22 protein-coding genes are annotated in these 21,839 nt (G+C 65.7%); 3 read left to right on the top strand and 19 right to left on the bottom strand.

Translation table 11 applies throughout. The annotated features are described in order from the left end of the window. Positions 1-11 precede the first annotated feature (11 nt). The 7 genes from M8J71_RS05940 to M8J71_RS05910 all read right to left on the bottom strand — a co-directional run bounded on the left by M8J71_RS05940 (position 12) and on the right by M8J71_RS05910 (position 4,997). The gene (locus M8J71_RS05940; protein WP_256247027.1) at positions 12-893 is read right to left on the bottom strand and encodes an SseB family protein; all 882 of its coding nucleotides are present in this window, start codon (positions 891-893) and stop codon (positions 12-14) included. A gap of 29 nt (positions 894-922) precedes the next feature. Then, positions 923-1,669: a bifunctional 1-(5-phosphoribosyl)-5-((5-phosphoribosylamino)methylideneamino)imidazole-4-carboxamide isomerase/phosphoribosylanthranilate isomerase PriA gene (gene priA, locus M8J71_RS05935; protein ID WP_256247026.1), complete on the bottom strand. Its 747-nt coding sequence runs from the start codon at positions 1,667-1,669 to the stop codon at positions 923-925. A 68-nt stretch (positions 1,670-1,737) separates the two neighbouring features. Then, the gene (locus M8J71_RS05930; RefSeq protein ID WP_256247025.1) at positions 1,738-1,899 is read right to left on the bottom strand and encodes a hypothetical protein; all 162 of its coding nucleotides are present in this window, start codon (positions 1,897-1,899) and stop codon (positions 1,738-1,740) included. Beyond that, positions 1,900-2,667: an imidazole glycerol phosphate synthase subunit HisH gene (gene hisH, locus M8J71_RS05925; protein ID WP_256247024.1), complete on the bottom strand. Its 768-nt coding sequence runs from the start codon at positions 2,665-2,667 to the stop codon at positions 1,900-1,902. It lies immediately after the preceding gene. After that, complete coding sequence (hisB, locus tag M8J71_RS05920) at positions 2,664-3,290, bottom strand: imidazoleglycerol-phosphate dehydratase HisB (RefSeq protein WP_256247023.1); 627 nt, start codon at positions 3,288-3,290, stop codon at positions 2,664-2,666. Before hisB ends, hisH begins: the two co-directional genes overlap by 4 nt. 60 nt (positions 3,291-3,350) lie before the next feature. Then, complete coding sequence (locus M8J71_RS05915; protein ID WP_256247022.1) at positions 3,351-4,469, bottom strand: histidinol-phosphate transaminase; 1,119 nt, start codon at positions 4,467-4,469, stop codon at positions 3,351-3,353. A 171-nt stretch (positions 4,470-4,640) separates the two neighbouring features. Continuing rightward, entirely contained in the window at positions 4,641-4,997 is a 357-nt protein-coding gene (locus M8J71_RS05910; RefSeq protein WP_256247071.1) for a LysM peptidoglycan-binding domain-containing protein, read from the bottom strand. 371 nt (positions 4,998-5,368) lie between these two features. Here M8J71_RS05910 and lexA point away from each other — a divergent pair, with 371 nt between their 5' ends. Next, complete coding sequence (gene lexA, locus M8J71_RS05905; RefSeq protein WP_163164557.1) at positions 5,369-6,103, top strand: transcriptional repressor LexA; 735 nt, start codon at positions 5,369-5,371, stop codon at positions 6,101-6,103. Between the two features lie 4 nt (positions 6,104-6,107). Here the strand turns inward: lexA and M8J71_RS05900 are convergent, their stop codons facing one another. Next, the gene (locus tag M8J71_RS05900) at positions 6,108-8,165 is read right to left on the bottom strand and encodes an ATP-dependent DNA helicase (protein WP_256247021.1); all 2,058 of its coding nucleotides are present in this window, start codon (positions 8,163-8,165) and stop codon (positions 6,108-6,110) included. After that, a complete protein-coding gene (hflX, locus tag M8J71_RS05895) occupies positions 8,158-9,738 on the bottom strand; it encodes a GTPase HflX (RefSeq protein ID WP_256247020.1) in 1,581 nt (526 codons plus the stop codon). The genes M8J71_RS05900 and hflX overlap by 8 nt, the downstream gene beginning before the upstream one ends. A 426-nt stretch (positions 9,739-10,164) precedes the next feature. Between hflX and M8J71_RS05890 the strand changes: the two genes are divergently transcribed. Next, positions 10,165-10,788: a class I SAM-dependent methyltransferase gene (locus M8J71_RS05890; RefSeq protein WP_256247019.1), complete on the top strand. Its 624-nt coding sequence runs from the start codon at positions 10,165-10,167 to the stop codon at positions 10,786-10,788. Here the strand turns inward: M8J71_RS05890 and dapF are convergent. The 6 genes from dapF to M8J71_RS05860 all read right to left on the bottom strand — a co-directional run bounded on the left by dapF (position 10,760) and on the right by M8J71_RS05860 (position 16,425). After that, positions 10,760-11,704, bottom strand: coding sequence for a diaminopimelate epimerase (gene dapF, locus M8J71_RS05885; RefSeq protein WP_256247018.1), 945 nt, complete (start codon positions 11,702-11,704; stop codon positions 10,760-10,762). The two genes, M8J71_RS05890 and dapF, sit on opposite strands and share 29 nt — an antisense overlap. Positions 11,705-11,831: 127 nt before the next feature. Continuing rightward, positions 11,832-12,728: a tRNA (adenosine(37)-N6)-dimethylallyltransferase MiaA gene (miaA, locus tag M8J71_RS05880; RefSeq protein ID WP_256247017.1), complete on the bottom strand. Its 897-nt coding sequence runs from the start codon at positions 12,726-12,728 to the stop codon at positions 11,832-11,834. Between the two features lie 3 nt (positions 12,729-12,731). Beyond that, positions 12,732-14,309, bottom strand: coding sequence for a tRNA (N6-isopentenyl adenosine(37)-C2)-methylthiotransferase MiaB (gene miaB / locus M8J71_RS05875; RefSeq protein WP_256247016.1), 1,578 nt, complete (start codon positions 14,307-14,309; stop codon positions 12,732-12,734). A 3-nt stretch (positions 14,310-14,312) separates the two neighbouring features. Continuing rightward, positions 14,313-14,951: a regulatory protein RecX gene (locus M8J71_RS05870; RefSeq protein WP_374114813.1), complete on the bottom strand. Its 639-nt coding sequence runs from the start codon at positions 14,949-14,951 to the stop codon at positions 14,313-14,315. A gap of 3 nt (positions 14,952-14,954) precedes the next feature. Further along, positions 14,955-16,010, bottom strand: a complete 1,056-nt coding sequence (gene recA, locus M8J71_RS05865) for a recombinase RecA (RefSeq protein WP_256247015.1) — start codon at positions 16,008-16,010, stop codon at positions 14,955-14,957. 190 nt (positions 16,011-16,200) lie between these two features. Beyond that, the gene (locus M8J71_RS05860; RefSeq protein WP_163164541.1) at positions 16,201-16,425 is read right to left on the bottom strand and encodes a DUF3046 domain-containing protein; all 225 of its coding nucleotides are present in this window, start codon (positions 16,423-16,425) and stop codon (positions 16,201-16,203) included. Positions 16,426-16,465: 40 nt separating this feature from the next. On the opposite strand from M8J71_RS05860, the gene M8J71_RS05855 reads away from it, so the two are divergent. Next, positions 16,466-16,999 carry a MarR family winged helix-turn-helix transcriptional regulator gene (locus M8J71_RS05855; protein WP_256247014.1) on the top strand — a complete coding sequence of 178 codons (534 nt, stop codon included), beginning with the start codon at positions 16,466-16,468 and terminating at the stop codon, positions 16,997-16,999. A gap of 185 nt (positions 17,000-17,184) precedes the next feature. Here the strand turns inward: M8J71_RS05855 and M8J71_RS05850 are convergent, their stop codons facing one another. The 4 genes from M8J71_RS05850 to M8J71_RS05835 form a co-directional block, all read right to left on the bottom strand. Then, positions 17,185-17,637, bottom strand: coding sequence for a helix-turn-helix domain-containing protein (locus tag M8J71_RS05850; protein WP_163164537.1), 453 nt, complete (start codon positions 17,635-17,637; stop codon positions 17,185-17,187). 150 nt (positions 17,638-17,787) lie between these two features. Beyond that, complete coding sequence (locus tag M8J71_RS05845; RefSeq protein WP_163164534.1) at positions 17,788-18,267, bottom strand: CinA family protein; 480 nt, start codon at positions 18,265-18,267, stop codon at positions 17,788-17,790. After that, on the bottom strand, positions 18,264-18,905 hold the full coding sequence (gene pgsA / locus M8J71_RS05840; protein WP_256247013.1) for a CDP-diacylglycerol--glycerol-3-phosphate 3-phosphatidyltransferase: 642 nt from the start codon (positions 18,903-18,905) through the stop codon (positions 18,264-18,266). Before pgsA ends, M8J71_RS05845 begins: the two co-directional genes overlap by 4 nt. 23 nt (positions 18,906-18,928) lie before the next feature. Beyond that, positions 18,929-21,835: an FtsK/SpoIIIE family DNA translocase gene (locus M8J71_RS05835; RefSeq protein ID WP_256247012.1), complete on the bottom strand. Its 2,907-nt coding sequence runs from the start codon at positions 21,833-21,835 to the stop codon at positions 18,929-18,931. Between the last annotated feature and the right edge of the window lie 4 nt (positions 21,836-21,839).

Raw genomic sequence — 21,839 nt, 5'->3', positions numbered from 1 at the left:
CCTGGCAGCAGCTAGTGGACAGCGCGCCGCAGTTTGATTTCCATGGAGTCGACCCGCTCACCAAACAATACATTCCGGGACCACTCAGCCTGCAGTCCGGCAACCAGTTGCTGCACCCCGGCGGCGTCCAGGCCGTCTTCCAGGTACAGCACCACCTGCAGCTCGGGACCGGCGCCGCCGCCGGCAAGGACTGCTCCGTCGGCGGTTTGGGCAGCCACTCCCCTGCCCGGGAGAAGTTCCAGGCCGCGCACCGCCGGGAAGCCCGCCGCGGCCCGGCGCATCTCGCCGGCCAGGACGTCATCGGTGTAGGACGGGAGCCAGTCGTGCTGCTGGGCCAGGGCCCACATGGCCGGCCTCCGGACAACAAACGTAACTGCCGCGCCGGGATCCAGGACCAGCAATTCAGCGCCCTCGGACACTGCGGAAAGGGCGGCCCTGGCTGCGTAGACGGCGACGGGCCTGGCTTCCGGGTGCCAGGCTGCCAAAGCCTTCGAGGACGTGAAGGCGGGCATGGCGGTCCTGCCATCGGCCGCCTTGAGCGTGACCAGGGCCATATCGGCCTGTTTGTCGGCCTGAAGGCCATCCTGGCCTTCGGCTTCCTCAGCGAGCTGGGCAACGATCGGAATAAAGACGCGGGCGGTGGCCAGCGAGGCGACCACAGCAGCCTCGTCCCCCCGCCCTGCCCGCAGGGCCGCGACGGCGGTGAGGTAGCCGGCGTCGGCCGTTCCGTCGTCGTCCTCGAAGTTATGGATCCTGGCGTCGTCCCCGGCGAGGCTGCGCCCGGCCCAGGGCTGCCCGGCAGAGTCGGCGGGGCCACCGGCCCCAGCCAATGCGGCGGCGATGTGGCCGGGAAGGTGGCGCTGCGGCGGGGTGCCGGGTTCGTTGCTGGCCATGGCGTCTACTGGTGCTCCATGCCGGCTGCCTAGCGGCGGCCGGCGACGTCCAAAGCCTCGGGCAGCGTGAATGCCCCGGCGTACAAGGCTTTGCCTACGATGGCACCTTCAACGCCCAGCGGTACCAGGGAACGCAGAACCTTGAGGTCATCCAGGCTCGAAATACCCCCCGATGCCACCACGGGCTTACCGGTCTTTTCGACCATTTGGCGGAGCAGCTCCACGTTCGGTCCCTGCAGGGTACCGTCCTTAGTCACGTCGGTGACCACGTACCGTGAGCACCCTGCTTCTTCGAGCCGGCCGAGGACGTCCCAGAGGTCCCCGCCTTCTTTGGTCCAGCCGCGGCCGGCCAGCGTGGTTCCGCGGACGTCGAGCCCGACGGCGATCTTGTCACCGAAGCGTTCGATGGCCCGGCGGGTCCATTCCGGGTTCTCCAGCGCTGCCGTCCCGAGGTTCACGCGGGCCACGCCCAGGTCCAGTGCCGCCTCAAGCGAGGCGTCGTCGCGGAGGCCGCCGGAGAGTTCAACCTTGATGTCCAGCCGGCCAACAACTTCCTTGAGGAGCCCAGCGTTGGAGCCACGGCCAAAGGCCGCGTCCAGGTCCACGAGGTGGACCCACTCCGCACCCTGCTGCTGCCAGTTCAGGGCCGCCTCGAGCGGGGTCCCGTAGCTGGTTTCGCTGCCTGCCTCACCCTGGACCAGGCGGACGGCCTGGCCGTTGACGACGTCGACGGCGGGAAGCAGTTCAAGTACCGGCAGGTCGGTAGCGGAGTTCATCGTGATCCTCAGTGTTAGGGGGCAGGGAGGTGCGGCGGACAACTGGCCGGCCGTTGGTTGTTCAGCAGCTAATTGGCGGGCAGCGTCAGCAGGTAGGCGGCGAGCAGCGCCATGCCCGCCAGGACGTAGAACGAGACCTGCGTCCAGAGGGGCTTATGCTGCTGCCGGAAGGACAGGGCGCCGCCGATCAGCAGGCCTGCGAGGCCCATCAGGATAACGGAAGACCACATTCAGGCGTCGCCCCTGGAAGGCGTTTCAACGGTTTCGCCCGGGTTACCTGCCACAGAAGGTTTGCGGAGGGCTTCCACCCAGTTGCGCAGGAGCCGGGCGCCGGCGTCACCGGACTTTTCCGGGTGGAACTGGGTGGCGCACAGCGGGCCGTTTTCGACCGCGGCGATGAAGGGGGCACCGTGCTCGGACCAGGTGACGAGGGGCGCGGCCATCCGCGGCTGGACAACGTCGAAATTCCACTCCTGCACGCCGTAAGAGTGCACAAAGTAGAACCGCTCGCTTTCGACGCCGGCGAAGAGCTTTGACCCTTCGGGCACCTTCACTGTGTTCCAGCCCATGTGCGGAACGACTTCCGCCGGCAGGAGTTCCACCTTGCCGGGCCATTCACCGATGCCTTCAGCTTCCGTACCATGTTCCACGCCGGCCTCGAAGAGCACCTGAAGGCCCACGCAGATACCCAGGACGGGGCGGCCGCCGGCGACGCGCCGGCCGATGAGGCGGATGCCGTCCACAGCCTTGAGCTCGCGCATAACGGTTTCAAAGGCGCCGACGCCGGGAACCACCAGGCCGTCGGCGTTCAGGACGTCCTCTGGCTTGGAGCTGAGGATTACCTCTGCCCCGGCGCGTTCGAGGGCGCGGACTGCCGAGCGGACGTTCCCGGAGCCATAGTCCAGCACGGTTACCGTGGGTTTGCCCTCGGGCGAGGGCAGCTTCTGTGCAGCTGAGGGATCGATGATGGCGCCGTCCCGCAGTACCTGGCCGCTCACAGCGCGCCCTTGGTTGAGGGGATGCCTTCAACGCGCGGATCGGGTTCAACAGCGGCGCGAAGGGCACGGGCGAAGGCTTTGAACTGGGCCTCAACGATGTGGTGCGGGTCGCGCCCGGCGATGACGTTCATGTGGAGGCAGATCCCTGCGTGCAGGGTGATCGCTTCAAAGACGTGGCGGGTGAGGGAACCAGTGAAGTGTCCACCGATCAGGTGGTACTCCTGGCCTGCGGGCTCACCCCCGTGGACGAGGTAGGGACGGCCGGACACGTCAACGACGGCGTGGGCCAGTGCCTCGTCCAGTGGAACGGTGGCCTCACCGAAGCGGCGGATCCCGGCCTTGTTGCCCAGGGCGGTGCGCAACACCTCGCCGAAGGTGATGGCAACGTCTTCCACCGTGTGGTGGACATCGATGTGGATATCTCCGGTGGCTTTTACTGTCAGGTCGATCAGCGAGTGCTTGCAGAGCGCTGTCAGCATGTGGTCGTAAAAGGGCACCGAGGTGTCGATGTCCGAAATGCCGGTACCGTCAAGGTTGATCTCCACGAGCACGGAGGATTCACTCGTGGCACGCTCCATGCGCGCGGTCCGGGCCGCGGCCGCATTGGATCCGGTGGAACTCATGGTCAAGTGTCCTTTGGGAAGAAGGAGTGGTTCAGGGCGTCCAGCGCCGGTACTTCAAGTCTAGGCCGGAAGCGTGCGCTGGCCGGCAAGGATGCTTTCCAGGGAGGTGAGGAACGCTGTGGTTTCCGTCTCAGTGCCTGCGGTCACCCGAAGGTGGCCGGGAATCCCGACGTCGCGGATCAGGACACCGGCGTCGAGCAGCTCCTGCCACACCTCGTGGGGATTTTCCAGGCCGCCAAAGAACACAAAGTTGGAATCGGAAGCGGCGGGCTTGAGGCCCATGCGGATCAGTTCAGCCACGATCCGGTCGCGCTGCTTTTTGATGTCTTCAACGTCGGCCAGCAGCGCCTCACGGTGCTGGAGTGCTGCGAGGGCAGTCGCCTGGGTTACGGCGGAGAGGTGGTAGGGCAGGCGCACCAGACGCAGTGCATCCGTCACCTCCGGAGCGGCCGCCATGTAACCGAGCCGCGCTCCGGCCAGCGCAAAGGCCTTGCTCATGGTTCGTGAGACGATCAGCCGCTCCCGGCCCGGCAGGAGGGTCAGGGCGCTGGGCGTTCCGTCGTGTGCGAACTCGTGGTAGGCCTCATCAACGATGACGATTGCCTGGCTGGCTTCGCCGGCCGAATACACTGCCTCCACCACGTCGAGCCCCAGGCCGGTTCCGGTGGGGTTGTTCGGCGAGCAGAGGAACACAATGTTGGGCTGCAGCTCCTTCACCTGGAGCGCCGCGGACTCTGCGCTGAGGCCGTAGCCGTCAGCCCGTTCGCCCACGATGTATTCGGTGTCCGTACCGCTGGCCAGCAGCGGGTACATGGAGTACGTGGGCGGGAAGCCCAGCGCCGTGCGGCCGGGGCCGCCGAATGCCTGGAGAATCTGCTGGAGGACTTCGTTGGAGCCGTTGGCCGCCCAGACGTTCGACTCGTCCAGCCCGTGGCCCAGGTATTCCGCCAGGGCCTTCCGCAGCTCACTGAACTCCCTGTCCGGGTAGCGGTTGAGGCCCGCGGCCGCCTCTGTCACTGCTGCGCTGATGGCGGCACGAACGTCCTGCGGCACACCGTGGGTGTTCTCGTTGACGTTAAGGAGGATGGGGACTTCCAGCTGGGGTGCGCCGTAGGGGGTAAGCCCACGGAGGTTGCTGCGGAGGGGTAGCCGGTTGAGGCGCTCTAGCTGGTCATTCACCTGAACAGTTTAGTGCCAGCGCCGGGCACCGGAAAATGTGACGGGCTCCTGTTCGCGCTCAGCGTGCCGCTGCAGCGAAGCCTGTGCAGGGGCTTTCCCGCCGCCCTTCCTGCCCGCCTTCCGGTCGACGCTTCCAGTCCCAGTGCGGCGTTTCCAGCGGACTTCGTGCGGTTACCGGGTGGGGACGTACAGCTGCTGCCCCGGCAGGACCGCGCCGGGGGTTAGATTGTTGAGCTGCACAATGTCTGCCACAACGTCCCGCGCGTCCCGCTCCGGTGCGACACTTCCTGCAATGGCCCACAGGGACTCCCCCGGCTGCACAGTGACGGTGACGGTTGGTGTCACAGCCAGGTCCTCAGGTGAGTCCGAGGCCTTGGCGGGCGAGTTGAAGAAGCCCGCCAGGGAGAGCAGCAAGGCGGCCAGCAGCACCAGCGGGATTCCGATCAGGACGATCTTTCCGCGCCGCGTCAGGCGCAGGGGCGGAAGGGGTGCAGGACGGGCAGCCTGCGGCTTGCCCCGCCCGGACATGAGGTGATGCACCGAGATTGAATCCTGTGAAGCAGATGTAGCTGACATGAATTAGCCCTCCTGGACCTTTACTGTGCTGCCCGATGTTCCGCTCCGGACCCGCGCTATCCGCGACCCGTTGGTTCGGGTCTTCGAATAGCTACGCTCCGAATAGAACACATATTCGAACTTTGCTTCTCCTGTTTTAGCACCTATCAACGAATAATGTCGAGACTCGCTAGAACAAATGTTTGAAAAAGCAATGTGGCTGGCCTAGCTTTGAAGACAGGAACTACCACCTCGACAGTTGATCAGCAGGGTCTGACAATGACGGCGTGAACTTCAGGTCCGGGCCAACGAGAGTCCGGGGCAACCGAAAGGCATTGGCGAATATGGCAGCAGCAGCCGCCGGGGGCAGGGCAACCTCCCAACCGAAGAAGACCGCCAAAGGCCTGACGCCGCGGCAGAAGAAAATCCTCGAGACCATCCAGCGCTCCGTGAATGACAACGGTTACCCGCCGTCAATGCGCGAAATCGGGGACACGGTAGGCCTCGCGAGCCTCTCCAGCGTCACGCACCAGCTTTCGCAGCTGGAGAAGCTGGGCTACCTCCGGCGTGACCCGAAGCGGCCGCGCGCCATGGAGGTGCTGATGCCCCTCACCCTGGACGGTGGTTCGCCCAAGCAGGCAGCCGAGCCTGCTTCGCTCCTGCCTGCCGGCACCGGCAACGTCACCGCGCTTCCAACCGCCATGGACACTGCCATGGTTCCCCTCGTAGGCCGGATCGCTGCCGGTGGTCCGATCCTGGCCGACCAGGTGGTGGAGGACGTCCTGGCGCTCCCCCGCCAGCTTGTCGGCCAGGGGGAACTCTTTATGCTCAAGGTTGCCGGCGATTCCATGGTGGACGCGGCCATCTGCGACGGTGACTGGGTGGTGGTCCGCCGCCAGGCTGATGCGGCCAACGGAGACATCGTCGCGGCGCTGCTGGACGACGAAGCCACGGTGAAAACCTTCCGCCAGCGCGACGGCCACACCTGGCTGCTGCCGCAGAACACGCAGTACGAGCCCATCCTGGGCGACCATGCCACCATCATGGGCAAGGTTGTTTCGGTGCTGCGCTCGCTCTAGCCTTTCAGGCGTTCTCCCTGGCCAGCCGTTCCAGCGCCGCGATGGCTGTCTTCCTGTCCGTGGTGGGCCAGAAGGGCGGCAGGGCGCCCCGGAGGAATCCTGCGTACCGTTCGGTGGCCAGCCTGGAGTCCAGCACTGCCACCACACCTTTGTCCCCCGTTGACCGGATGAGCCGTCCCGCGCCCTGAGCGAGCCGGATGGCGGCGTGAGTGGCCGAAACGGACATAAAGCCGTTGCCTCCGGCCTGCGCCACCGCCCGGGACCGCGCCGTCATCAGCGGATCGTCGGGCCGGGGAAAGGGAATCCGGTCGATGACCACGAGGCGGCATGACCCGCCGGGAACGTCCACCCCCTGCCACAGGGACATGGTGCCGAACAGGCAGGTATCGGGTTCGTCGGCAAACTGTTTCACCAGTGCCGTCATGGTGGAGTCACCCTGGCACAGGATGGTCAGGTCCAGCTTTGGCCGCAGCGCGTCGGCCGCTTCTTCTGCCGCGCGCCGGGACGAAAACAGGCAGAGCGCACCACCGTTGGAAGCCCGGATCAGGGCCTCCAGTTCGGCCAGCGCCTCAGGGGACGCCCCCCGGCCGGGCTTGGGCAGGTGCCCGGCCACGTACAGGATCCCCTGCTTCGGGTAGTCAAAGGGCGAGCCAACGTCAACGCCGGTCCAGCTCGGCGCACCCTCGCCCACCAGCCCCAGGCCGCCGGCTGCGGGCTCGAAGGCGGATCCGATGGCCAGGGTGGCGGAGGTCAGGACAACTGTGTGGCCCGCGAACAATCCCTCCCGCAGCCGTCCGGCGACGGAGAGCGGGGCAATATTGATCAGCGCGGGTGCAGTCTCGTCCGGCTGGGAATATCCCTGTTGGGGGTCGAAGGAGCTGGCGCGGGAAAACCACACCACTTCCCGGTTCTCCCGGGCGGCAAGGAGCCGTTCGCAGAGTTCCAGGATGAGCATCAGCCGGGAGCGCGCGAGCTGCCGCCCGCCGTCGGCCGTTGTACTGCTGTCCCCCTTGGAGTCGGACAAGGCAGCACGGCAGGCCTCGCGCAGCTGGTCCACGCAATCCAGCTGCTCATCGTTCAGTCCGTTGGGGAGCAACCCGTTGGGAACTCCCGCCAGGGCAACCTCAAGGTTGGCGGCAGCGGCGTTGAGCGCATCCACCGTGATGGCAGTGTGCTTTCGGGCGCCGGCGGCAGCTGCGTGGACCATAGCCACAGACAGCTGCCCCGAGACCGCACCCGTGACCCTGTCCTGGAGTTCGTGGGCCTCATCAACCACAACGACGTCGTACTCGGGCAGCACCGCCAGCCCTTCGAAAGCGCTGACGGCGAGCATGGCATGGTTGGTGACCACAACGTCGGCGTCGGCGGCGTCCTGCCGTGCGAGCTCGCTGAAGCACTCCGCGGCCATGGGGCACTTCTGCGCACCCAGGCATTCCATCGACGTGACGGAGACCTGCCGCCAGGCACGGTCGGTGACGCCGGGCAGGAGCTCGTCGCGGTCACCGGTGGTGGTTTTCTCCGCCCACTCCCGCAGGCGCACCACTTCCTTGCCCAGCTGTGAAGCAGGACCGCCCACAGCCGCAGCAAAGTGCGGGACGCTGGTGTCCTCGCCGAGGGAAAACAACTGACCCTCCGCCGGCTCCTCGGAGGGAAACCCGCCTTCAAGCTTGTGCAGGCAGACGTAATTCGAGCGGCCTTTGACCAGGGCCACCTTTACCGGCCGCTCCAGGGCCGGGGTAATGGTTTTCAGGAGCCGAGGAATGTCCCTGCCCACAATCTGTGTCTGCAAGGCAAGCGTCGCGGTGGACACCAGGGCAGGCTTGTCGCTCTCCAGGGCGTGGGCAATCAGCGGTATCAGATACGCCAGCGACTTGCCCGTACCTGTTCCCGCCTGGACCAGCAGGTGGTCGCCGGTTTCAATCGCCCGGGCCACCTGCCGGGCCATTTCGTGTTGTCCACTGCGGCTTTGCCCGCCCATGCCGGCAACGGCGCGGGCGAGCAGCTCGATCACGAACTGCTCGCCGGCCTTGCCTGTGGCTTCCTCAGCCACCAGGTCAGTCATTGCTGACGAATGATTCCAGTTCAGCCGCGAGGCCTTCCCGGACTTTAACAACTGCCCGGGTACCGGCTTCATCGTGGTCGACGCTGATGATCTCGGCGTCGGACTCATGCAGCTTGCTGACCAGGTCCCCGCGGTCGTACGGAATGAGCAGCTCAAGCTTGACCGACGGCCGCGGAATGGCCTCGCTGATCGCCTTCAGCAGCTCGGGGATGCCCTCCCCCGTGCGGGCCGACACCACAACGTGGCGCGGTTCGCGCTGCTTCAGCCGTTCCACTACAAACGGATCAGCGGCGTCAGCCTTATTGAGGACAATGATCTCCGGAACCTTGCGGGCATCCACTTCGCTGAAGACCTTACGGACTGCAGCGATCTGGCCCTCCGGGTCCGGGTGCGATACGTCCACGACGTGAAGGATCAGGTCCGAGTCCGCAACCTCCTCGAGGGTGGAGCGGAAGGCCTCCACCAGCTGGGTGGGCAGCGAACGGACAAAACCGACAGTATCGGCCAGCGTGTAACCGAGGCCGTCAGCGGTTTCGGCCTTCCGGACAGTGGGGTCCAGGGTGGCGAACAGCGCGTTCTCCACAAGCACTCCGGCGTCGGTCAGGCGGTTCAACAGCGAGGACTTCCCGGCGTTGGTGTACCCCGCGATTGCCACGGAGGGCACCTCATTACGACGACGATTGGCGCGTTTCGTCTCCCGGGCCGGCTTCATCGCGGCGATCTCGCGCCGCAGCTTGGCCATGCGGGTACGGATCCTTCGGCGGTCCAGTTCGATCTTCGTCTCACCGGGACCACGCGAACCCATGCCGGCCGCTGCGCCACCCACCTGGCCACCGGCCTGCCGGGACATCGATTCGCCCCAGCCGCGGAGGCGCGGCAGGAGGTACTCGAGCTGCGCGAGCTCCACCTGCGCCTTGCCTTCCCGGCTCTTGGCATGCTGGGCGAAGATGTCCAGGATCAGGCCAGTCCGGTCAATGACCTTGACCTTGACGATGTCTTCAAGGCCACGGCGCTGGGACGGAGCCAACTCGGCGTCCACCACGACGGTATCGGCACCGGTTGACATCACGATGTCCTTCAGTTCCAGCGCCTTGCCTGAACCCAGGAAGGTGCCCGGATCCGGCTTGTCACGGCGCTGCACGAGTCCGTCCAGGACCTCCGAACCTGCTGTTTCGGCAAGGGCGGCAAGTTCACGCAGCGAGTTTTCCGCGTCTGCGAGGGTTCCCTCCGACCAGATGCCGGCGAGGACCACGCGTTCCAGGCGAAGCTGGCGGTACTCGACTTCGGTGACGTCTTCCAGTTCCGTGGAAAGGCCAGCCGTGCGGCGCAGGGCGCGACGCTCCTCGAGGTCCTGCTGGTCGCCGTCGTACGTTGAATGTTCTTCATCCAGGCGGGATATGGCCTGGGCCTTGCCCAGCACACCCTTACCGTCGCCGCGGCTGGCATCGCCTGCCGTGCTGACGCTCTTGGCCGGTACGTCCTTGGAGAGAATCCGGTCGATCACGGCCTGGATTTCCTCAGGGCTCATGTCCTGGGCGGCTGGATCGGATCCGGTGTTGGGCTGGCTGGTCATGGTCTCCTTTGAAGATTCGGCAGTTCCAGAATAGTGCCGATTGCTGCTGGTTGGGGAAGTATTCGCGCTGGGCTGACGGCCTGCGGTCATGCAGTTCTCCTGTTTGGTTCGCCAGCCGGGAAAAGCGGCTGGCGGTGGCGGCCACATCGCGTGGAGGTGGCGGAAAGGGAAGGAGCCGGAGAATCGGCGAAAGAGAGAGCGGGAGGCTGACTTTCGAGTATTGTCCGGCGGCCGGAGGAAGCGCATCTGCGCGGGTCCGGTGCACTGAGCGGAAGGCATGGATACCTGCGTCGCTGTGGGACATGGCTGCGGGACGGGCAAGGCCCGTGCGGCTACTCGAAGATCAGGAACATGGCTTCAACAGTAGCAGAGGGCCAAAGGGCAGGGTTTCACTTTACGCTGCAAGGGGAACTAGTCTGGCGAGTTATGGAGTCCGCACACTATTTCAGCGCATCCCCCGCCGGCCCGTTCACGCGGAAGCTGCTCACGGTTGAACTCGCAGGGGAAACGCGCAGGCTGCAGACCTCCACGGGCATCTTCAGCCCTGACGGGATCGACAAGGGAACCGCCGTGCTCCTTGCCGAGGTGCCCGCGCCCTCGCCTACCGGAAACCTGCTGGACATCGGGTGCGGCTGGGGTCCGATTGCGCTCACCATGGCGCTGCGCGCCCCGCATTCGAAGGTTTATGCAGTAGACGTCAATGAGCGGTGCATCACGCTCACCAACGAGAACGCTGCTGCGCTGGGGCTGTCCAACGTGACGGCCAGCACGCCTGACGCTGTGGATCCGGAGGTGCGCTTCGACACCATTTGGTCGAATCCGCCCATCCGGATCGGCAAGGACGAACTGCATTCGCTCCTGAGGCTGTGGCTGCCGCGCCTGGCGCCGGGCGGAACCGCCTGGCTGGTGGTGCAGAAGAACCTGGGTGCGGACTCGCTTCAGCGTTGGCTGTCGGCGGAACTGGATGACTCCTTCAGCGTGAGCCGGGAATCAACCTCGAAGTCCTTCCGCATCCTGAAGGTCAGGAAAGCGTCCCTGTTGCCACAATAACGGCCGGGCCGCTGAGCTCCACGTGTTCGTGGCCGCCGGGGCCGGCGAAGAATTTCACTCCCACCACGCCTCCCGGAACATGCACCTGCCAGGTGTCCGGCGCTTCCGCTCCTGCCCAGTGCCTGGTTGCCACCGCTGCGGCGCAGGCTCCGGTTCCGCAGGACTGGGTCTCCCCTACTCCGCGTTCGTGCACGCGCATGGTGACCGACCCGACGCCGTCGTGGACCAGGGGTTCGGACGGAACCACGAACTCCACGTTGGTGCCGTTGGCCGGCACCGGGTCCACTACGGGTGCGGTGAAGAGGCGGGTCCCTGCAAGTTCGGAGAGCTCGGCGAGGGCAACCACAGTGTGGGGGTTGCCCATGCTGACGGACAACGCGGGACGGGGAACTTCCAGTCCGTCAGCCGTGACCAGTGAATCCATTGCCTTGGCGGTGGCCTCGCCGGGGAAAATGAACTCCCAGGGGCCCATGTCGACGGCGTAATCCTCACCGGTCCGGACGACGGTCCTGGCCCCGGCGCGGGTGCCGATGGTGAGCGCACCGCCGTCGGGCAGGTGAACCAGACCCTCGGTGCGGAGGAAATGGACGAAGACGCGGACGCCGTTGCCGCACATCTCGGACAACGAGCCATCGCCGTTGCGGTAATCCATGAACCATTCAGCGCCGGGGGTCGTGGCCAACAGTTCGCGGCCCTCGGGCAGGAAGCGGGACGGGACCGCGCGGATGAGCCCATCTCCGCCAATGCCGCGGTGGCGGTCACACAGGGCTGCCACCTGTTCTGCCCCTATGGTGTGTAGCCCCTCCGGGTCGGCAACCAGGACAAAGTCGTTGCCGGTGCCGTGCCCCTTGGAGAAGCGGAGCCCGCCCAACGTGCGGAAGGCGTGCTCTGTTGTCTCGGCAAGGGTTGCGTTCATGGTGTCAAGGTTACCGGTCGGGTGGAGCGTGCCTGAAACCTGAAGGTTTTGTCCGGATAGCGGCCTCCGGCCGCCGGAACACCCTCTGCTTGACCAAAACTCCGGGCTCCGCTGTAGAAGTGTCGCTTCAGCTGCAGAGGGCGGCCGCGCGGGCCACCAGCTGCGGATCCTGCCAGTCCAGCCACTGGATCCGGGGATCGGCACGGAACCACGTGAGCTGCCGCCGGGCGAACTGGCGGGTTGCCACGATGGTCTCCTCGGCCGCCTCGGGAACTGTTGTTAGACCGTCGAGTACCCGCAGGAACTGCGCGTAGCCCAGGGCGCGGGGGGCTGTTTTGCCCTGCCGCAGCCCCTGCGTTTCCAGCCGCTCCACCTCGGCGAGCAAGCCGCCGTCCACCATCCGGTGCACCCTGCGGGCCAGGCGGTCGCGGAGCCCGTCCCGGTCAACGGTGAGGCCGATCTGTACTGCGGGCTGGAAATACTCGCGCTGCGGCATAAAGGAGCTGAACGGCCGTCCGGTGAGCTGATGGACCTCCAGTGCCCGGATGATCCGCCGATCGTCGGAGAGCCTGCCGGCCGATACCGGGTCAACGGCCTGGAGCCGGGCCAGCAGTGCACCTGTGCCGTGCGCCGCCAGCTCTTCCTCTAGCCGCCGGCGCAGCCGCGGGTCCGTCCCCGGGAATTCAAGGACGTCAAGGGCGGCCCGCACATACAGTCCTGAGCCGCCGGCGAGGATGGCCCGTTTCCCCCGTGCGTGGATGTCCGTGATGATGGCGCGCGCCTGCTGCTGGAACTGGGAAACGCTGGCTTCCTCCGTGACGTCCAGGATGTCCAGGAGGTGGTGCGGCACGCCCCTGCGTTCAGCCATCGTGATTTTTGCGGTACCGATGTCCATGCCCCGGTAGAACTGCATGGCGTCGGCGTTGATGACTTCGCCGTCCAGCTCAAGGGCGAGGCTTACGGCCAAGTCGGATTTGCCGGAACCGGTGGGACCGACGACGGCGATAACCGGCGGGGAGCCCATGCGTTAGCGGCTGCGGCCAGGCAGGGCAGGCATCCCGAGGGAGACCCCGCTCCGGCCCTTGGCGGCACCTGGCGCGGGTGCTCCGCAGGAATCCGCCTGGGACCTGTCCCAGGCGTCGCCGGCACGGGACCTGCGCAGGCTGTAGTCCTCAAGGGTGGGGTCCGCCACGAGGTGGAAGGAAGCTGCCTCGGTGATGGTGACAGTGACAAGATCACCGGGGCGGGGCGCCGGCGCTCCCTCCGGTACGGAGAAATGCACCAGCCGCTGGTCCTGGGAGCGCCCGGACAGCCGGTGCGTCTCTTCGGCCTTGCGGCCTGACTGCGCGGTCACCATGACCTCTACCCGGCGGCCCAGCTGTTTCCGGTTCTCCTCCGCAGCAATCCGGTCCTGCAGCGCGGTGAGGCGTTCGAAGCGCTCCTGCACCACGGCCTTCGGCAGCTGGTCCGGCAGGTCCGCTGCCGGCGTGCCGGGGCGCTTGGAGTACTGGAAGGTGAAAGCGGTGGCGAAGCGGGACTGTTCCACCACATCCAGAGTTGCCTGGAAGTCTTCTTCGGTTTCGCCGGGGAAGCCCACAATGATGTCAGTGGAGATGGCGGCGTGGGGAATCTTTTCCCGGACCTTTTCGAGGATGCCGAGGAACTTGGTGGACCGGTAGGACCGCCTCATGTCACGCAGGACCTTGTCCGACCCGGACTGCAGCGGCATGTGCAGCTGCGGCATAACGTTGGGCGTTTCGGCCATGGCATCGATGACATCGTCAGTGAAGGCGGCTGGGTGCGGGCTGGTGAACCGGACCCGTTCCAGGCCCTCGATCTCCCCGCAGGCCCGCAGGAGTTTCGAAAAGGCCTGCCGGTCGCCGAACTCCACGCCGTAGGAATTGACGTTCTGGCCCAGGAGGGTCACTTCGATGGCGCCGTCGTCCACCAGGGCCTGGATCTCCGCGAGGATGTCCCCGGGCCGGCGGTCCTTCTCCTTGCCGCGCAGGGCGGGAACGATGCAGAAGGTGCAGGTGTTGTTGCAGCCGACCGAGATGGAGACCCAGCCCGAGTACACGGAGTCGCGCTTGGTGGGAAGCGTGGACGGAAAAACGTCCAGCGATTCCAGGATCTCCAACTGCGCCTCGTCGTTGTGCCGGGCGCGGTCCAGCAGCGCGGGCAAGGCGCCGACGTTGTGAGTGCCAAAAACGGCGTCCACCCAGGGCGCCTTTTTCAGGATTGTTTCCCGGTCCTTCTGTGCGAGGCAGCCGCCGACGGCGATCTGCATGCCGGGGTTTGATGCCTTCACCGGGGCAAGGATGCCGAGGTTTCCGTAGAGCTTGTTGTCAGCGTTTTCACGAACGGCGCAGGTATTGAACACCACCACGTCCGCCTGGCCGCCGTCTACCGGCACGTAGCCGGCGTTCTCCAGCATGCCCGCCATACGCTCGGAATCGTGCACGTTCATCTGGCAGCCAAAAGTCCGCACCTCATAGGTGCGGGGCTTTCCCGTGCCGGGTTCGGGAGCGGGGGCAGCCGGGGCCGCGGCGCTGGGCCCCGACGACGGGTTGGTGCCGGAAAGAGGGGAAGGAATGGTCAAACTCACCTGTTAAGGGTACCGGTTCGGTGGGTCGTCAGTGTCGGGAGCAGCGTGGGCCTCAAGGACCTCGCTGACGATGCGGAAAGCCTGGGACGGCTGGTAGCCCTTGCGGGCCAGCATGGACGCCAGCCGGCGCGTGGCTTTGTCGCGGTCCGCCCTGTCCCCAAGGTCAGTTCCGGGCCGCAGCTTCCGCTCCACCAGGCTTCGTGCGGCGGCTTCCTCGTCAGCGTCGGAGAGCTGCTCAAGGGCTGCGGCGGCGGTTTCCTGGTCGACCCCCTTTTCAGCGAGTTCCCGCCGGAGTGCGCCCTTGGCCAGCTTCCGGGACTGCGACCGGCTCCGCACCCACATGTCCGCGAATTCGGCGTCATCGATGAGCCGTGCCTCCTGGAACTTGTCCAGTACCGCCTCTGCGACGTGCTCCGGGATGTTCCGTTCGGCGAGTTTGCGGGCAAGCTGAAGCCGGCTTTTCGCCGATGCTGCCAGCTGCCGGTAAACGATGGCCTGGGCGACCGATACGGGATCCGGTTCGGCGTCACCGGCAACCGGCGAGTCTTGATCCGGACCGTTCTGGAAGTCAGCCGCATATGAAGCAGCGCGCCGCCCCCCGGTTGTGGCCCGGCGGGGACGCGCACTTTCAGTACTGGTCAACGGTTAGAACCCGTCAACGGCTTTCAGCTTCGGGGAGTCTTTGGACTCAGGCTCCGTCGGCTTCACGCCAACGCCGAGCTTCTCCTTGATCAGGCGCTCCAGCTCGGCCGCCAGCTCCGGGTTGTCCCGAAGGAACCGGCGGGAATTTTCCATGCCCTGGCCCAGCTGGTCGCCGTCATAGGTGAACCAGGAGCCGGACTTCTTGATGATGCCGTGCTCCACGCCCATGTCAATGATGCCGCCCTCGCGGGAGATGCCCTGGCCGTAGATGATGTCGAATTCGGCGACCTTGAAGGGCGGGGCCATCTTGTTCTTGACGATCTTGGCCTTGGTCCGGTTGCCGACCGAATCCGCGCCTTCCTTGAGGGTCTGGATGCGTCGCACGTCGATACGGATGGAGGCGTAGAACTTCAGCGCCTTGCCACCGGTGGTGGTTTCGGGGGAACCGAAGAAGACACCGATTTTTTCACGCAGCTGGTTGATGAAGATCGCCGTGGTTTTGGTTTGGCTCAGGCGTCCGGTGATTTTACGCAACGCCTGGCTCATGAGGCGTGCCTGGAGGCCTACGTGGCTGTCGCCCATGTCGCCTTCGATTTCAGCGCGGGGAACCAGGGCGGCGACGGAGTCGATAACGATGACGTCCAGCGAGCCTGAACCCACCAGCATGTCCATGATCTCCAGGGCCTGCTCGCCGGTGTCAGGCTGGGAGACCAGGAGGGCGTCCGTGTCCACGCCGAGCTTGGCGGCGTATTCCGGATCGAGGGCGTGCTCGGCGTCGATGAAGGCGGCAATGCCGCCCAGCCGCTGGGCGTTGGCAACGGCATGAAGGGCCACCGTGGTTTTACCGGAAGATTCCGGCCCGTAGATCTCCACGACGCGGCCACGGGGCAGGCCGCCAATTCCCAGGGCTACGTCCAGCGCAATGGAACCGGTGGGGATGACTTCGATCGGGGCCCGGACTTCGTCCCCGAGCCGCATGACTGAGCCCTTACCGAACTGCTTGTCGATCTGGGCCAGCGCTGCTTCGAGCGCTTTTGCACGATCCGGGGCTGCCGCCATGGTTCACACCTCTAATGCTTTCTCGCTTTGGAGTGGCCTCAGCGGCCGTTTATTGGTCATCTCTGACGCTAATGGGACCCACTGACATTCCGGCCGGATGAGGGCGGCTATGTGGAAAACCCGCTACGAAAAGCATAGCTTTACCCGAACAGGTATTCGAACAGCGGCGCGGCGTGTCAGGAGAAACTGCTCATTCCACGCGGGGTTTGATGTCCCTGCCCAGCCGCCGCTCAGGCGGAACGTCCTGGACATCACAGACTGCCAGCCACACTTTCCGCGGCTCCACGCCGGCGGCCAAAGCCTGGTCCGCGGTGCGCCCGCCCACCCCGGCAAGAACAAGGGTGCTGCTGAGGACCCGCGAGTACCCGGCGCCAAATTCGTCGTCCATGAGTCGCCAATAGTCGCTGATTCGCACCAGAAAAGTCTCTCACGATCCGCACCCTAGAATTGTTGCCATGAGCAACTCCCCCGCCATCCCGCCCGCGCACGGCCGCGAAGACGATGCCACCGTGGACGCCGCGCTGCAAAACGTGGAACACCAGATCAGTCTCTTCTGGCGGCGGGCACGGGCCATTTCCAACCAACTCTCCCGGCAGGTCCACCCGGACATGGAGCCTGCGGCCTATGGGCTGCTGACCGTCATCCGGCGCGAGGGCCCCATCCGGCTCACAGACTTGGCGATGAACATCGGTGTGGGCAAACCTTCCGTGAGCCGGCAGATTGCCTTCCTGGAAAGTATTGGCCTGGTATCAAAGGAGGCCGACCCGCTGGACGGGCGGGCCCAGGCCATCCGGCTGACCCCCAAAGGCGAGGAAAAAATGCACCTGGTCCAGGATGCCCGGCGGCAGGTCTTCCGGGAACGCCTGGGTGAATGGCCGGTGGAGGACCTGCAGGAGCTGGCCCGTTTTATGGCCAAGCTGAACTCCACCTATGAGCGCGACGGCTTCCCGCACGACGGTCCCCCGGCCCAGGCGGCCGGGGACAAGTAGGCGCCGGGGACAAACAGGCGGGGCAACCAGGCGCCGGGGGCAAGCAGGCGGGCCAAGTACGCGGAACAACCAGGGCGGGTCAGGCACGGAGAGCAGGCACGAAAGTGGCCGGACACAACTGAAGCCCCCGGCACACCGCCGAAGGCTTCATTGTGTTGCAGGGCCACCGGGTGGTGGATCAGCCCTTACCGGGCGCCGGAGAACAGGCCTGTTGAAAGTTCGTCGTTGAGTTCAGTGTTAAGGTCGCGATCGAGATCACGCCCGTAACGCTGGGAGAATTCCTGGGGTACGGTGTCCGGAACGGCAACGCCTTCGGCAACTGCCACACGGTCACTGACCTCACGAAGCATGCTGGACAACGGGACGTCCAGGGCCGTGCAGATCGAGGAAAGCAACTCGGAGGATGCTTCCTTCTGGCCGCGCTCCACTTCACTCAGGTAGCCCAAGGAGACACGGGCGCTGTGCGAAACTTCACGGAGCGTGCGCCCCTGACGCTGGCGAACATCGCGCAGGACATCACCGATTTCGTGACGAAGTACAACCATCTTGCGCTCCTTCTGTTCGCTCTTAGCCTGATCGGCGAGGCCCACATCCTTCCAGCGGACAACGCCGTTTACGGATACGGGCTGCTTTACCATCTGTATCGCCTTGCTCCTCTTAGTCGGTCCGCCGTAGAGCGAACCATGGTGGTGGTTTTATCCTAGGCGCCCCCGCTCTCCGGAAGCGACACAATGTAATAACTAATCGGTACCGGCTTTTGTTCCCACCAACTTTACAGGCGGGTAACATCAGGAAGCCAGTGCTTCCAGCAGCCTTTCCAGTGCAACGCCGCATGCTTGCCCTCGGATTTCGGACCGGTTGCCGGAAAAAACATACTCAAAGCCGGCGCTTCCCGCAGCCGTAGCAATGCCGATGTACACCGTTCCCACGGGCTTTCCATCATGGGCTTCCGGTCCGGCAACTCCGGTGGTAGAGATACCGATATCGGCGCCAAGGGCGGTCCGGGCGCCGGCGGCCATGGCGGCGGCAACAGCGCTGTCAACGGATCCGGCGTCGGCGAGCAATTCCGGGGAAACCCCCAGGACGTTCTCCTTCACCGAGTTCTGGTACGCCACCACGCCCCCCTGCAGCATCCCGGAGGCGCCCGGGGTGTCAGCGAGGACGGCTGAGACCATGCCGGCCGTCAGCGACTCGGCCGTGGCCACGGTGCGTCCCAGTTCCAGTGCCTTCCTGACGGCCTGTTCCGACAGATGGTGAAGGTTTGTCATGCCGGCTCCTGCCCGTTAACCGTTCCGTGCAGCTTTCCCTTAGACCGCAGCCGCATTGCCTCGACGACGTACTCGACGCCGGTCCATACGGTGATCAACACGGCCACCATCATCACGGCGAAAGCCGCCCATGACAGCCACGGCATAATCGCCGCCAGCGGCAGGAGGTACAGGAAGATGGCCGCCGTCTGGACGACCGTTTTGAGCTTGCCACCCCGTGACGCCGGGATGACACCGTAGCGGATCACGAAGAAACGCAGGGCGGTGATGCCCCACTCACGGACCAGGATCACCACCGTGACCCACCAGGGCAGTTCGCCGAGCACGGACAGCATGACCAGCGCGGACCCGATCAGCAGCTTGTCCGCAATCGGATCGGCAATCTTGCCAAAGTCGGTCACGAGGTTCCGGCTCCTGGCGATGTCGCCGTCGAGCTTGTCGGTATAGATTGCGACGGCGAACGCCGCCGCCGCTGCCCAGCGCCAAGGCCCAGCCTCACTCTGCAGGCCCGGCGCGTCAGCGATCAGGAACCAGACGAAGAACGGCACCAGCGCGATGCGGAGCATGGTCAGGACATTGGGAAGGTTCCAGACCCCGGCACGGCCTGGGCCGGCGGCGGTTGCATCGGTGCTAGTCACCTTCCTAGGCTACATTCTTTGGGCTAGCGCCCGGTCAGTGACCAGGCGTCTTCCGAGCCGTCTTCGTCGTCATACCCGCCGGGAGCGGAATCAGACCCGTCGTAATATTCGACGTTCTGCTTCCGCTGGTCCAGGTCCGCCGCCACCAGGTCCTCGGCGTAGCCGCCCTGGGCGATATTGGCGTTGGCGTTGTCGCTGAGTGCTGCCGTCTGCGCATCCGGTGCCTTCGGCGCCTCCTGGCCCTTCATGGCTGCGAGGACCGGCGCCAGGTCGTCCGGCTTCACCAGGACGTCGCGGGCTTTGGAACCCTCGGAGGGGCCCACCACTCCCCGTGATTCGAGCAGGTCCATCAGGCGGCCGGCCTTGGCGAAGCCGACCCGCAGCTTGCGCTGGAGCATGGATGTGGAGCCGAACTGCGTGGTAACCACCAGTTCGGTGGCCTGCAGCAGAACCTCGAGGTCGTCACCGATGTCGTCGTCGATCTGCTTCTTGGGCGCGTCGACAGCGACGTCGTCACGGTAGGCGGCCTGAAGCTGTCCCTTGACGTGCTCAACCACCTTGTGGATCTCGGACTCCGTGACCCAGGCACCCTGGACGCGCATGGCCTTTGAAGCACCCATGGGGAGGAAGAGGGCGTCACCCTGGCCAATGAGCTTCTCTGCGCCCGGCTGGTCGAGGACCACGCGTGAGTCGGTGACGGACGAGGTGGCAAACGCCATTCTCGAAGGAACGTTGGCCTTGATGAGGCCGGTGACCACGTCCACGGACGGCCGCTGCGTGGCCAGGACGAGGTGGATACCGGCGGCGCGGGCAAGTTGGGTGATGCGGACGATCGAGTCTTCCACATCACGCGGCGCCACCATCATGAGGTCGGCGAGCTCATCCACGATCACCAGCAGGTAGGGGTACGGGCGGATCACCCGCTTGGAATCGACCGGCGGCTGGACCTTGCCGGCACGGACCGCTTTGTTGAAGTCGTCAATATGCTTGAAGCCGTAATTCGCGAGGTCGTCGTACCTGGCGTCCATCTCGCGGACCACCCACTGGAGGGCCTCCGCCGCCTTCTTGGGGTTGGTGATGATGGGTGTAATGAGGTGCGGGACGCCTTCGTAGGCCGTGAGCTCCACCCGTTTGGGGTCCACCATGACCATCCGGACTTCGTCCGGGGTGGCGCGCATCAGGATGGACGTGATCATGGAGTTCACGAAGGACGACTTACCGGCACCGGTGGCGCCGGCCACCAGCAGGTGGGGCATCTTGGCGAGGTTGGCCACCACGTAGCCGCCCTCAACGTCCTTGCCCACGCCCATCACCATCGGATGGTCGGTGCGGCGGGCGTTCTGGCTGCGCAGCACGTCACCCAGCGAGACGGTCTCACGGTCAGTGTTGGGGATCTCGATGCCGATGGCGGACTTGCCCGGGATGGGGCTCAGGATCCGCACGTCGCTGGAGGCCACCGCATACGAGATGTTCTTCGACAGCGCGGTAACCCGCTCCACCTTGGTGCCCGGGGCCAGCTCGATCTCGTACCGGGTGACGGTGGGACCGCGGCTGAAGCCCGTCACGGTGGCATCCACGTTGAACTGCTGAAGCGTGTCGGTGAGGGCAGCGACGACGGCGTCATTGGCCTCCGTGCGCTCCTTCGGGATTGAGCCCGGGGTCAGGTAGTCCGAGGCAGGGAGGGTGTAGGTCACGTCACCGGCAAGCGACAACTGCTCGGTCCGCTGCGGGATGGGAACGGGCGGCGGTGCAGGAGCCACAGGGTTGGAAGGCACGGTGGGCGCCGCCGACCCCGCCTGGCCACCCGAGGCGGACATGCCCGGCGTGATCATGGGGATGGCTTCGGTGGCGTTCTCCCCCGGTTCAGCGGAAGCAGCAGCGCCGAGTCCCTGCGCCGCCTTAATCTTCTCGACGGCGATCTCGGCCTGAGTGGGGCGGCGGACCCCCGGAGCGGGGCGCGGCGGCTGCGGCTCGTCGTCGTCGATGACGGCGTGCTCGAACGCTTCGTCGCCCACATAGCCTTCCAGCCCGCCGTCGGCGTCCTCGTCCTTGCCGAACAGGCGGCGCTTCTTCTTTTTCGGTGCGGCGGGCGGGGTCCGCTCAAGGTAGCTGCGGTCGTGGCGATCGCCGTCCTCCTGGTCCAGCAGGTCGATGCCCATGAGGTGCTCATAGGCACCGCGAAGCCGCCGGGGAATGGCACCGAACGGCGTAGCGGTGATGATGAGCAGGGATACGAAGGCGAGCAGCCCGTAGAGCACCAGCGGCACGGCCGGATGGATCGCAGCCAGTGGCGACGCGCCCAGGAATCCCAGCATGCCGCCGGCCTGGCGCAACCCGTCAAAACCCTGGGCGACGGTGGGCTGGCCGCCCAGGACGTGCGCAAGGCCGCACCCTGCGAAGGTCATAATCAGGAAGCCGATGCCCACCCTGTTGTTGCCCCGGCCGTCCGAGGGCTGCCGGAACAGCCGGAAGGCGCACACAAAAAGCATCAGCGGGAGCAGCAGCGAGATCCAGCCGAACGTGCCGTTCACGACGCTGTAGACGGCGTCGGGGAACCAGCCGGTGAGCCCCCACCAGGCGAAGGTGGCGATGAAGACGCCCAGAGCCAGGTTGAAAAGGGCGGCACCGTCACGGCGCTCTTCCGCCGGAAGGTCGCTGACGTCATGGCCGATGCGCCGCACTCCCCCGCCCACGAGGTGGCCGATTCCCAGCCATGCTCCGCCCACTACCCGCAGCAGCCAGGGCTGGTGCTGTTCGACGGCGGGAAGCTGGCGGGTCCGCGCCGTGCCGGAGCTCCCGGTCCGCCCCGACTTGGACGCCGGGGATTTCGCTGCCGTGGAGCCGGAACCGCGGCCGCCGGAACCGCCGGATTTGCTGCCGGAGCTGGCCCTGCTTGAACCATTGGGCGCGGAAGTAGTACGAGTGGCCATAGTA

Source organism: Pseudarthrobacter sp. R1 (assembly GCF_024494415.1).
Classification (GTDB): domain Bacteria; phylum Actinomycetota; class Actinomycetes; order Actinomycetales; family Micrococcaceae; genus Arthrobacter.
This window is presented reverse-complemented; position numbering and strand designations above follow the sequence as displayed.